Consider the following 11,379-nt stretch of genomic DNA (forward strand, 5'->3'; position numbering starts at 1 on the left):
CCGTGCGTGTGCGAACTGAGCGATCTTCTGCAGCGACTCGCCCTCTCGACAGCGCTCCCACATTACCGCCTTCTGGCTATCTGTATAGTAGATCTGCCGTTTCTGTTTCATGGCAACACTCCTTGCCGCCTCGTGGCTCCACGTATGTTGCATCGACGGGTTGAATCCGCATCATTCGTCCGCCCATGATCTGGGGAGCCGGCATGCCCATGCTTTCGGGAATGGTCGATGCAGTCAAGGCAGGGCAATTCCGTTTCGTGAACCACGGAGAAGCCGTCATGTCGACCGCGCATGTCGATAACGTCTGCCATGCGGTCGAACTGGCCATCGAAAAAGGGCGGGGCGGCGAAGCCTATTTCGTCAGCGATGGCGAGGCGCGAACGTTCCGTGAAGTCCTTGCCGCATTTCTCGATACTCAGGACGTGAAGTCGCCAACGGGATCCATCCCATTACGAATGGCCTGGATCATGGCCGCGTTGATGGAACGGCTCTGGAAAACACTGTCTCGTTCAGGGGAGCCCCCCATCACCCGGCAGCTCCTGCGGCTGATCGGGAAAGACTTCACGCTCGACACGACCAAGGCGCAGGGTCAGCTTGGATACCAGCCTGAAGTGTCATGGGTCGAAGGTATCGAGGCCATGAAGGTCCATCGACATCGCATGAAATATTGATTTTGAGACTAATTAGTCCTAATATCGCCTGCATGAAGACGACTGACACACCCCGCCCCCGCAGCGAGCGGGCCGCCGAGCGTGGGCGGCCACGAGAATTTGACGTCGACCAGGCGGTCGAGGCTGCCGCGCGAGTGTTTTGGGAAAACGGCTACCACGCGACCCCCGTCGATGCGCTATGTGACGCAACCGGGGTCTTTCGCGGCAGCTTGTACCGAACGTTTGGCGACAAACACGGATTGCTCGTCGCGGCGTTCGATCGTTATGCAGAAGGCGCCGTTGCACGACTGAAGGAGCGGTTGGCCGCCGATCTGCCGCCAAGGCAGGCGCTTCGCGAAGCGCTGCTGCACTATACGAAGGTGAGCGTGAACCTGTCGGAGCGCCACGGCTGTTTCATTACCAATACGGTGATCGAACACCTGCCGGGCGATGATGCTCTGCGCTCACGTATCGAATCGACGTTGCAGCGGATCGCGACGCAGTTCAGTCTAGCGATAGCAAGAGGTCAGCAGGCAGGCGAATTCGATCGTCACCTCGACGCCGAGGAAGTCGGGCGTTTCCTGCTGTGCATGGTTCAAGGCATACGCGTGCTCGGCAAGGTCGACATGAGCGAGGCCGCACTCGCATCCATTGTCGAGATGGCGTTGCGGGCACTGACGTAGCGCGTCCGAGCGTGTCGTAGCCGGGCCGGTGGCATTCGCGAACAGCGGATGCCAATTTTTTATCTATTTTGAGAATGATCGTTCATGAATTCATCAGCCGGTTTGGCTTTGAGGTCTTTGGGCTACTGGAACGGGATTGCGGCGTGCCTCGTCGCGACCATCGTGTTCGGCGTGATGTTTCCGGTCATGACGGACGCGCTGCGTTACATCGATCCTTTTACCTTTACTTCGCTCCGTTACCTGATCGCCGGTGCGGCCTTTGTCGTCCTGTTGCTGAGACGGGAAGGTCTCGGCGCGTTGCGAATCGACGGCAAATCGTTGTCGATTGCCTGGTTGCTCGGCTCGGTGGGGTTCTGCGGGTTCGGATCGTTTGTCTTTCTGGGGCAGCAACTGGCGGGAGAGCAAGGGGCGCTTGCCGCATCCATCATGATGGCGACGCAACCGATGATGGGCTTGCTCCTCAATGCGCTGGTGCGGAGAACCGCGCCCCCGCTTCCTTCATTTCTGTTCGTGGTCATCTCGTTCACCGGCGTCGCCCTCGTCATCACACGGGGGGATTTTCGGGCTGCATTGGCCGCGCCACAACACTACGCGGCAAGCGGCCTCATCGTTCTGGGCGCATTCTGCTGGGTTGTCTATACGTTCGGCTCCGCGTACTTCACACGATGGTCGGCGTTGAAATACACGACCGTGACGACATGGCTGGGCCTGACCACCGTCATCAGCGTGAATGTGCTGCTCGTCGCGACGCACGCCATCGCCGCTCCCACGCTCACGGCATGGTGGACGATCACGCCGCATCTGATTTACATGGGGCCGATCGCAGGTTTCGTGGCCATTCTCTGCTGGATTTCCGGTAACCGAATTCTCGGGCCGATGAATGGCGTGCTGTTCATGGACGTGGTGCCCGTGACTACGTTTGCCGTGTCTGCATTGACAGGCGTCGTGCCGAGCGGAGCGCAAATACTCGGTGCGGCGATTACGGCGTCTGCCCTGGTTCTCAACAACCTGTATTTGCGGCGACGGGCTCGACGCATGGCGGCCGCCGCGTTGGCCTGACCGGCAGCTGCCCGCCGTCAGCCTTCCTCAATGCACCTTTGGAAACCCATGCCGTTCCGCCAACAAAGCGAGAATCCGTTTCGTTTCCGTCACAAACCGCTTGTCCCCAAGCCGCTGCGCATCGTCCGGCGCCGGATGCTCATCCCCGAGCACCAGCACCGGCAGCCCCTGATGCGCTTCATCGAGCGCGGCAATCGCCGCCTGGCGCGGGCGCGCGAACGGCACGCGCTGCACGTCGAGTCGTGCCGCGCGGGCCGGATCGGAGGCGAGCAGGCCCTCGATCGGAATGCCGTCGGGGCAGACGAAGCGCTCGCCGGGATGGGCCGGATCGGTGAAGCCCGGTTCGAGCAGAATCAAAAGGTCGCGACTCATGGTGTGGATTCCTGAATTCGTGAAGACAACAAACAATGATTGAGGCGGCGCTCAGGCCGCATCCCGTGCCTGGGCATAGCGGTTGACAGGCACATCCAGTCCGAGGTGCTCGCGCAGCGTCGATCCTTCGTAATCCTGCCGATATGCGCCGCGTTCCTGCAGCACCGGCACCACCTGTGCGGCGAAATCGGCGAACGCGGTGGGCGTGCCGCCGCGCACGATGAAGCCGTCGGTGGCGCGTGCCTCCACCCACGCCTGCAGGCCGTCGGCCACCTGTTCGGGCGTGCCGGAAAAGCTCGGCCGCGGCGTGGCCGCTTCGAGCGCGACCTCGCGCAGCGTCAGCCGGCGCTCGGCGGCGTCGCGCTTGATGGTGTCGGTGGTGCTGCGGAACTGGTTGCTGCCGAGCGCGCCGATGTCGGGGAACGGCGCGTCGAGCGCGTAGCGCGAGAAATCGTGATGGTCGAAATAGCGGCCCAGGTAATCGAGCGCGTTGTCGATCGTCACGAGCCGCGCGGTGTCCTGGTAATGCGACTCGGCCTCGGCGGACGAACGCGCGACGATCACGCTCACGCCCTGGAAAATCTTCAGGCTGCCGGGCGCGCGGCCGTGCGCGGCGAGCCGCTGCTGCACGTCGGCGTAGAACGCCTGCGCGAGCGGAATGGTTTCCTGGCGCGTGTAGATCGCATCGACATGGCGCGCGGCCACGCCCTTGCCGTCGTCGGACGCGCCGGCCTGGAACAGCACCGGGCGGCCCTGGCGCGAGCGGCCGATGTTGAGCGGGCCGGCCACCTGGAAGAACTCGCCCGCGTGATTGAGCGCATGCAGCTTGGCGGGATCGAAGAACCGGCCGCTGGCCTTGTCGCGCACGAACGCGTCGTCCTCCCACGAATCCCACAGCCCCTTGGTCACGTCGAGGAACTCGGAGGCGATCCGGTAGCGCAGCGCGTGCTCGGGATGCTGCTTGCGCGAGAAGTTGGCGGCGGAGCCTTCGAGCGGCGACGTGACGACGTTCCAGCCGGCGCGGCCGTCGCTCAGGTGGTCGAGGCTGGCAAACTGCCGCGCGACGGTGAACGGATCGCTGTACGAGGTGGACAGCGTGCCGACCAGGCCGATCCGCTCGGTGGCGAGCGCGAGCGCGGACAGCAGCGTGATCGGCTCGAAGCGGTTCAGGAAGTGCGGGATCGATTTGGCGTTGATGTGCAGGCCGTCGGCCACGAACAGCAGATCGAAGCGGGCGGCCTCGGCCTGGCGGGCCAGCTCGCGCACGAAGCCGAGGTTGATGCTGGCGTCGGCGACGGCGTCGGGGTGGCGCCAGGCCGACATGTTGCCGGAAGCGCCCTGGATGATCGCGCCGAGATGCACGCGGCGCGGCGATGCCTGAGTGGTTGAGGTCATGGCGTGAGAGCGGAGAGGTCAGGCCGGCGACGCGAGCGGCGCGGCCGGGTGGTGAACGGAAGAGGGCGCGGAGCGGGCGGGCAGCGTCGGCAGGGCCGCCAGCAGCGAAGCGGTGTACGGATGCGCGGGCGCGGCGAACACGGCCTCGACCGCGCCGTGCTCGACCACCTGCCCGCGCCGCATCACCAGCACGCGGTCGGCGACGTGATGCACCACGCCGAGATCGTGCGAGATGAACAGCATCGCGGTGCCGTGTTCGGCCTGCAGATCGGCGAGCAGATCGAGCACCTGCGCCTGGATCGACACGTCGAGCGCGCTGACGGGCTCGTCGGCCACCAGCAGCGACGGGTTCGGTGCGAACGCGCGCGCGATCGCCACGCGCTGCCGCTGGCCGCCCGACAGCTCGCGCGGGTAGCGCGTCAGGCAGCCGGCACCGAGCCGCACCTCGTCGAGCAGTTGCCGCACGCGGTGGCGGCGCGCGTCGCCGAACACGCGCACGGCGTCGAGGCTTTCGCCGATGATCTGCTCGACGGTGTAGCGCGGGTCGAACGAACTGCCGGGGTCCTGCGCGATCAGTTGCAGGCCGGCGCGGCGCGCCCGGCGGGCGGCTTCCGGCACGTCGCTCCACGGCTCGCCGCCGAGCGTGACGCGGCCGGCGTCGGGCGCGACCAGCCCGAGCACGATGCGCGCCACGGTCGATTTGCCGGAGCCCGATTCGCCGACGATGCCGAGCGTTTCGCCCTTCGCGAGCGTGAACGAGATGTCGGCCACGGCCGGCGCGGTGTCGTCGTGGCCGTAGCGCTTGGTGACGGCGTCGACGGTCAGCACCTGGGCGCTTGTGTCGATGCGTTTGAGGGGCAGCGGCAGGCGGGCCTGCGTTATGTCGGGTGCGTGGGGTGCGACGTTACCCGCCAGGTCCTCATCCCGCGCCTGCGGCGACAAACGAAACCCGCGCGAGGTTGGTGTCGGGATCGCGGCAAGCAGTTGCCGCGTGTACGGATGCGCGGGCGCGGCCAGCACCGCGCGCGCATCGCCTTGCTCGACCACGCGGCCGTGGCGCATCACCAGCACGCGGTCGGCCAGTTCGGCCACCACGGCCAGGTCGTGGCTGATCAGCAGCAGCGCGTCGCCGGCCTCGCGTCGCGCCTGCAGCAACGACAGGATCTGCCGCTGCACGGAGACATCGAGCGCGGTGGTCGGCTCGTCGGCGATCAGCAGGTTCGCGCCGCCGGCCAGCGCGGTGCCGATCAGCACGCGCTGGCGCAGCCCGCCCGACAACTGATGCGGATATTGCGGCAGGCGGCGCTCGGGCTCGTCGATGCCGACCGCGCGCAGGATCTCGGCGCTGCGTGCGGCGCGCTCGCGGCGCGGCGTGTCGTGCAGCGCCTCGGCCAGCAGGTCGCGCACGCGCCAGAGCGGATCGAGCGAGGTCAGCGCGTCCTGCAGCACGTAGCCAATCCGGCGCCCGCGGATCGCGCGCCAATCGCGCTCGCGAAAGCGTCGCGCGTCCATGCCGCCGATCTCGAAGCGCTCGGCCTGCACCACGGCGTTCACGCCGTTCAGCCCCACCAGGCTGCGCGCGGTGACCGATTTGCCCGAACCCGATTCGCCGACCAGCGCCACGCATTCACCGGCCCGCACCTCGAGATCGAGCGGCCCGACCACGGCGCGCGTGCCGTGCCGCCCGGCGAAACCGATCGTCAGGCCTTCGATGCGTGCGAGCACGGCGCCGGCGCTACGGGGCGAGGCGATATCGCCGCGCGGAGCGGGGGCGTCGAACCGCTCAGGAGAACCGATCGAATCGGCAGAATCGCGCCGGGCTGGCGAGTCGGGCAAATTCGACGATCCCGTCGACCCGGACGAAGGCCCACGCTCGCGTAACGCACCCGCACCCGCACCCGCACCCGCACCCGCACCCGCACCCGCACCCTCGCCAACCCGCCCGATACGATGCGCTCCCCCCAACGGCGGCACAACGGCTGCGTTCCTCATGATGCCTCCCGGCGCTCGAAGCGCTGCTGCCAGTAACCGCCCAGTGCGTTGACGGCCACCACGGTCGCGGTGATCGCCACGCCGGGCCAGACGGCGATCCACCACGCGTTGTAGAGATAGTTGCGGCCCTCGGCCAGCATCAGCCCCCATTCGGCGGTGGGCGGCTGCGGCCCCATGCCGAGGAAGCTCAGGCCCGAGGTGCCGATGATCGCGGTGCCCAGCCCGATGGTGGCGAGCACCGGCACCTGCGCGATCGCATGCGGCAGCACGTGCCGCCAGATCAGCACCAGCGGCGGTAGGCCCAGCGTGCGCGCCTGCTCGACGTAGCCCGAACCGGCCACCACGAAGGTTTGCGCACGCACCACGCGCGCGAAACGCGGCACCGACGCCACGCCGAGCGCGAACACCAGGTTGACCGCGCCGGGGCCGGTAAACGAGATCAGCATCAACGCCAGCAGCAGGTCGGGAAACGCCGACACCACGTCGAGCAGCCGCGTGACCAGCTCGTCGAGCCAGCCGCGCGCGAGCCCGGCGGCCAGCCCGAGCACGGTGCCGGCCAGCGTGGCGATGCCGATCGCGGCGGCGCTGATCGACAGCGAATGGCGCGCGCCGTAGATCACGCGCGCATAGATGTCGCGGCCCAACTGGTCGGTGCCGAGCCAATGTTCAGCACTGCTGCCGAGCTGGGCCGACACCGGGTCCGCCGCGAGCGGGTCGTAATGGGTGAGCCAGCCCGGCGCGAACACGGCCACGGCGTTGAGCAACAGGTAGAGCGCGGCCAGCGCGAGGCCGGGGTGGCGGCGCAGCCAGCCGAATGCCTGCAGGCCGGGTCGTGCGCGCAGGGGCAGGTCGAGGGGGACGGACATCGCGGGCTCCGGGTCAGCGCCGTGCGCGCGGTTCGCGCAGGCGGGGGTCGATCAGCAGGTAAAGCAGGTCGACGGCGGTGCTGAGGGCGACGTAGATCGCCGCCGACAGGATTGCGATCGCGAGGATCACCGGCATGTCCTTGGCCAGCACCGCATCGACGGTGATCTTGCCGAGGCCGGGCCGCCCGAACACCTGCTCGGTGATCACCGCGCCGCTCAACAGGCCGCCCACCAGCCAGCCGGCCAGCGTGACGGCGGGCAGCGCAGCGTGACGCAGCGCATGGCGCGCGCGCAGCGCGAAGCCGCCCACGCCCCACGAACGCACCGTCAGCGCATACGGCTCGTCGAGCGCGCGCTCGATGCCCAGGCGCAGCACGCGGCCGATGGTGGCGCCTTGCGCGAGGCCGAGCGACAGCGCGGGCAGCACCAGCGACGAGAACCCGCGGTCGCCGGCCACCGGGAACAGCTTCAGCGTGAAGCTGAACACGAACAGCAGCATGATCCCGAGCCAGAACGACGGCGTGGACGCCAGCAGCAGCTCGGTGCCCGACGCCGCGCGCCCGCCCCAGCGGCGGCCGGCCGTCAGCACGGCGAGGCTCACCGAGAACACCAGCGTGACGACCAGCGCGGCGGCGGTCAGCTTCAGCGTCGGCCACAGCTGGCCGATCACGAGCGGCGCGACCTCGGTGTTGAGGATGTACGAACGGCCGAAATCGCCGTGCAGGATGCGCCAGACGTAATGCACGTATTGCAGCCACACCGGCTCGTCGAGGCCCCATTCCTTGCGGATCGCGGCCTCGATCTCGGGTGTGCTCAGTTGCTCGCCGATCAACAGGCTGACGATGTCGCCGGGCGCCACCTGCACCGCCACGAACGACAGCGTGATGGCCGACCACAGCACCAGCAGGCCGGTGCCCAGGCGCGTGAGGACGGGCGAGCGCAGGCGGCGGGGCCGCGCGGCCGCCGTTTGCGGTGGCGGCGAGGATGACGTCGAAGCAGGGCCGGCGAGCGGCGCGGTGCGGGTCATGATCGGGATTCCTTCAGGTTCGGGTACGCACGCGGGCGCGTCAGTCCGGCCGCACGCGCACGTCGTACGGCGCATCCGGCATCTGCTTGAAACTGCGGAATGCGAGGCCGCTCACCCGCTCGCTGGCGGCGATCTCGTCCTCGGGCTGGTAGAGCGGAATCGCATAGGCCTGCTCGACGATCGCGAAACGTTGCAGTTGCGCGTACAACTTGCCGCGCGCGGCGTCGTCGCGCGTGCCGGCCGCTTCGCGCAACCACGCGCTCAGGCGCGGGTCGGTGGCGCGGCTGTAATTGATCACGCCGCCGCGATCGGGCGGCAGGTAGTGGTTCTCGGTATCGATGCCGTCGGTATCGGTGTTCGAGTTCGGGATTGCGCCGAAGCGGCCCGTCTTGCGCGCCTCGACATAGGTGCCCGCATCGACGTAGCGCAGCGTCAGCTCGACGCCGAGCCGTTGCCGCGCCTGCGCCTGCAGGCCTTGCAGCAGCACGTCGCGTTGGTCGCGCACGGTGGCCTGCGCCTGCACCACGTCGATCGTCAGGCGCTCGGTGTGGCCGTTCGCATCGCGCCGGGTGCGGAACCCGTCCGCGTCGCGCCCGGTCCAGCCGGCCTCGTCGAGCAGGCGGTTGGCGAGCGCGGGATCGTTGCCGTAGGCCTTTTCGATCGTGCGGTCGTAGAGCGGATCGACGGGCGAGGTGATGCCCCACGCGCGCACGCGCTTGCCGCGATAGATCGCGCCCACCAGCCCATCGAGATCGAACGCCTGCAACAGCGCGCGCCGCACGCGCACGTCGCGGGTCGGCCCCCAGGTGGTGTTCAGGTATAGCGAATAGGGCGAGCCGGTGTTCAGCGCGCGCTGGTAGTGCAGGTTCGATTGCCGCTCGATCAGCGCGGCGTCGTTGCCCGAGATGCCCTCGATCGCATCTACCTGCCCCGACAGCAGCGCGCCGGTGCGCACCGACGATTCGGGCAGGAAGCGGTACACCACGCGATCGAGATACGCCGGCCCCTGATGGCCGACCGTGGCCGGCGCCCATCGATAGTCGGGATTCCGCACGAAATCGGCTTCCTGGCCCTTTCGATAGGCCGCCAGCACGAACGGGCCGGTGCCGGCCACGGCCGGGCCGCCGGCCTTCAGTTGCGGCGACGCGTAGGCGGCCGGCGAGATCAGCTTGAGGCCGGCCGCGAACGACAGGAACGGCGCATACGGCTCGGCCAGCGTCAGTGCGACCGTCAGCGGGCCGGTAGCGCGCCCCTCGACGAGCCGCGCGGCGATGCCGCAATAGCTGGAGCCGGCGCAATAGGCCGGGTCGCGCATGTGCGTGAAGTTGGCGGCCACCGCTTGGGCGTCGAGCCGCTGGCCGTCGCTGAAGCGCACGTCGTCGCGCAGCGTGAAGCTCAGCGTCTTGCCATCGGCCGACACGCTGTAGCTGCGCGCGAGCCACGGCACGTAGCCGCCGTTGGGACGGCGCGCGAGCAGCGATTCGAAGCTCGCGCGCAGCAGCAGTTCGGCCTTGGCTTGCCCGTTCAATTGCGGATTGAAGGTGGTCGGTTCGGTTTCCACGCCCCAGCTCAGCGTGCCGCCCGATGGCGGCGCGGCGTGCGCGAAGCCGGCCAGCAGCGCGAGCGGTGCGATCGACTTGATCGACTTGATCGACGCGAGGATGGCCCCCGTTGTGCGGCGCATCGCTTACTTCCTGATCCAGACGTCGTACGGGTTCTCGGGCATCTGCGCGTAGGACCGGAACCGCAGCCCCTGCACCGCCTTGGCCGCCGCGATCTGATCTTCCGGCTCGTAGAGCGGCACCGCGTAGGCCTGTTCCTTGATCGCGAAGTGCTGCAACTCGCCGTACAGCTTCTTGCGCTCGGCCTGGTTCTGCGTGGCCGCCGCCGCTTGCAGCCAGCGCGTCAGTTCGGGCGCGGAGGCCCGGCTGTAGTTCAGCGCGCCGCCGCGATCGATCGGCAGGTAATGGCCTTCGATGTCGATGCCGTCGGGCGGCGTGTTCGAATTCGCGATCGAGCCGAACTTGCCGCTCTTGCGTGCATCGGTGTAGGTGCCGTCGTCCACGTACTGGATCTTCAGGTCGATGCCGAGCCGTTGCCGCGCCTGCGCCTGCAAGGCCTGCAGCAGCACGTCGCGCTGGTCGCGCACGGTGGCCTGCGCCTGAATTACCGTGACCGTCAGCCGTTCTCCGCCCTTGGCGCGATAGCCGCCCGCATCGCGTGCGCTCCAGCCCGCTTCGTCGAGCAGGCGGTTGGCGAGCGCCGGATCGTTGCCGTAGGTCTTTTCGATGCCGCGGTCGTACAGCGGATCGATCGGCGAGGTAATGCCCCAGGTGCGGGTGCGTTCGCCGCGATAGATCGATTGCACGATGCCCGACACGTCGAGCCCTTCGAGCAGCGCGCGGCGCACCTTGGCGTCCTGCGTCGGCCCGTAGGTCACGTTCAGGAACAGCGAATACGGCGTGCCGGTGTTGAGCGCGTGCTGGTAGGTCAGATCGGGGTTCGAGCGGATCAGCCCGGCGTCGTTGCCGGAGATGCCCTCGATCACGTCCACCTGGCCCGACAGCAGCGCGCCGGTGCGCACCGACGATTCGGGCAGGAAGCGATACACCACGCGGTCCAGATACGCCGGCCCCTGGTGGCCGGCCGTGGCCGGCGCCCATCGATAGTCTGGATTCCGATCGAATTCGATCTGCTGGCCCTTCACGTACTTGCGCAGCACGAACGGGCCGGTGCCGGCGATGTCCACGCCGCCCGCCTTGAGGTCCGGCTTGTCGAACGCGTTCGGCGAGAGCAGCGGCAGGCGGCCCGAGAACGTCAGGAACGGTGCGTACGGCGCGTCGAGCGTGATGACCAGCGTGTGCGCGTCGGGCGTCTTGACGTCGGCCACGTGCGAGATCAGCCGCGCCAGGTTGCTGCCGCCCGAGTAGCCGAGATCGCGCGCGTTGAGGAAGTTGCGGGCCACGGCCTTGGCGTCGAACGGCGCGCCGTCGCTGAACTTCACGCCGTCGCGCAGCGTGAACGTGTAGGTCTTGCCGTCCGGCGACACCTTCCACGCGGTGGCCAGCCACGGCACGTAGCTGCCGTCGGGGCGCTGCGCGAGCAGGCTTTCATAGGCGTTGCGCAGCAGCAGCTCCACCTTGTCCTGGCCGTTCAATTGCGGGTTCAGCGTGCGCGGCTCGGTTTCCACGCCCCAGGTCAGCGTGCCGCCGGTGGCGGGGGCTTGCGCGTGCGCCAGCGGAGACAGCGCGAGCGCAGCGGCGGCGAGCGCGGCGGCGCGGTGCGAAGCGGAAAGCGGGAGGAACGGAGACGTCATGTTGGGGTGGCGTGGTGGA

10 protein-coding genes are annotated in these 11,379 nt (G+C 68.1%); 3 read left to right on the top strand and 7 right to left on the bottom strand.

The features are described from left to right. Nucleotides 1-203 precede the first annotated feature (203 nt). From AB4850_RS05925 to AB4850_RS05935, 3 genes are all read left to right on the top strand, one after another. On the top strand, nucleotides 204-671 hold the full coding sequence (locus AB4850_RS05925) for an NAD-dependent epimerase/dehydratase family protein (RefSeq protein ID WP_414441673.1): 468 nt from the start codon (nucleotides 204-206) through the stop codon (nucleotides 669-671). Nucleotides 672-703: 32 nt separating this feature from the next. Next, nucleotides 704-1,333 carry a TetR/AcrR family transcriptional regulator gene (locus tag AB4850_RS05930; RefSeq protein ID WP_414441674.1) on the top strand — a complete coding sequence of 210 codons (630 nt, stop codon included), beginning with the start codon at nucleotides 704-706 and terminating at the stop codon, nucleotides 1,331-1,333. Between the two features lie 84 nt (nucleotides 1,334-1,417). Next, nucleotides 1,418-2,392, top strand: a complete 975-nt coding sequence (locus tag AB4850_RS05935) for a DMT family transporter (RefSeq protein ID WP_414441675.1) — start codon at nucleotides 1,418-1,420, stop codon at nucleotides 2,390-2,392. Between the two features lie 27 nt (nucleotides 2,393-2,419). On the opposite strand, the gene AB4850_RS05940 is transcribed toward AB4850_RS05935, so the two are convergent. The 7 genes from AB4850_RS05940 to AB4850_RS05970 form a co-directional block, all read right to left on the bottom strand. Then, entirely contained in the window at nucleotides 2,420-2,764 is a 345-nt protein-coding gene (locus AB4850_RS05940) for a DUF3088 domain-containing protein (protein ID WP_414441676.1), read from the bottom strand. Between the two features lie 51 nt (nucleotides 2,765-2,815). Beyond that, the gene (locus tag AB4850_RS05945; protein WP_414441677.1) at nucleotides 2,816-4,159 is read right to left on the bottom strand and encodes an LLM class flavin-dependent oxidoreductase; all 1,344 of its coding nucleotides are present in this window, start codon (nucleotides 4,157-4,159) and stop codon (nucleotides 2,816-2,818) included. Between the two features lie 18 nt (nucleotides 4,160-4,177). Beyond that, nucleotides 4,178-5,884 (bottom strand): dipeptide ABC transporter ATP-binding protein, encoded by a 1,707-nt coding sequence (locus tag AB4850_RS05950; protein WP_414441678.1) that lies wholly within the window; start codon nucleotides 5,882-5,884, stop codon nucleotides 4,178-4,180. A 263-nt stretch (nucleotides 5,885-6,147) separates the two neighbouring features. After that, nucleotides 6,148-7,017, bottom strand: a complete 870-nt coding sequence (locus AB4850_RS05955; RefSeq protein ID WP_414441679.1) for an ABC transporter permease — start codon at nucleotides 7,015-7,017, stop codon at nucleotides 6,148-6,150. A 13-nt stretch (nucleotides 7,018-7,030) separates the two neighbouring features. Then, nucleotides 7,031-8,044 carry an ABC transporter permease gene (locus AB4850_RS05960; RefSeq protein WP_414441680.1) on the bottom strand — a complete coding sequence of 338 codons (1,014 nt, stop codon included), beginning with the start codon at nucleotides 8,042-8,044 and terminating at the stop codon, nucleotides 7,031-7,033. 40 nt (nucleotides 8,045-8,084) lie between these two features. Next, nucleotides 8,085-9,728 (bottom strand): ABC transporter substrate-binding protein, encoded by a 1,644-nt coding sequence (locus AB4850_RS05965; protein ID WP_414441681.1) that lies wholly within the window; start codon nucleotides 9,726-9,728, stop codon nucleotides 8,085-8,087. 3 nt (nucleotides 9,729-9,731) lie between these two features. Next, nucleotides 9,732-11,360: an ABC transporter substrate-binding protein gene (locus tag AB4850_RS05970; protein WP_414441682.1), complete on the bottom strand. Its 1,629-nt coding sequence runs from the start codon at nucleotides 11,358-11,360 to the stop codon at nucleotides 9,732-9,734. Nucleotides 11,361-11,379 lie beyond the last annotated feature (19 nt).

Source organism: Burkholderia sp. 22PA0106, assembly GCF_047497155.1.
Classification (GTDB): domain Bacteria; phylum Pseudomonadota; class Gammaproteobacteria; order Burkholderiales; family Burkholderiaceae; genus Burkholderia.

Excerpts from the sequence above, each read along its gene's own strand:
- AB4850_RS05925 (WP_414441673.1), top strand. The coding sequence starts at position 204 with ATGCCCATGCTTTCGGGAATGGTCGATGCAGTCAAGGCAGGGCAATTC.
- AB4850_RS05930 (WP_414441674.1), top strand. The coding sequence starts at position 704 with ATGAAGACGACTGACACACCCCGCCCCCGCAGCGAGCGGGCCGCCGAG.
- AB4850_RS05935 (WP_414441675.1), top strand. The coding sequence starts at position 1,418 with ATGAATTCATCAGCCGGTTTGGCTTTGAGGTCTTTGGGCTACTGGAAC.
- AB4850_RS05940 (WP_414441676.1), bottom strand. The coding sequence starts at position 2,764 with ATGAGTCGCGACCTTTTGATTCTGCTCGAACCGGGCTTCACCGATCCG.
- AB4850_RS05945 (WP_414441677.1), bottom strand. The coding sequence starts at position 4,159 with ATGACCTCAACCACTCAGGCATCGCCGCGCCGCGTGCATCTCGGCGCG.
- AB4850_RS05955 (WP_414441679.1), bottom strand. The coding sequence starts at position 7,017 with ATGTCCGTCCCCCTCGACCTGCCCCTGCGCGCACGACCCGGCCTGCAG.
- AB4850_RS05960 (WP_414441680.1), bottom strand. The coding sequence starts at position 8,044 with ATGACCCGCACCGCGCCGCTCGCCGGCCCTGCTTCGACGTCATCCTCG.
- AB4850_RS05965 (WP_414441681.1), bottom strand. The coding sequence starts at position 9,728 with ATGCGCCGCACAACGGGGGCCATCCTCGCGTCGATCAAGTCGATCAAG.
- AB4850_RS05970 (WP_414441682.1), bottom strand. The coding sequence starts at position 11,360 with ATGACGTCTCCGTTCCTCCCGCTTTCCGCTTCGCACCGCGCCGCCGCG.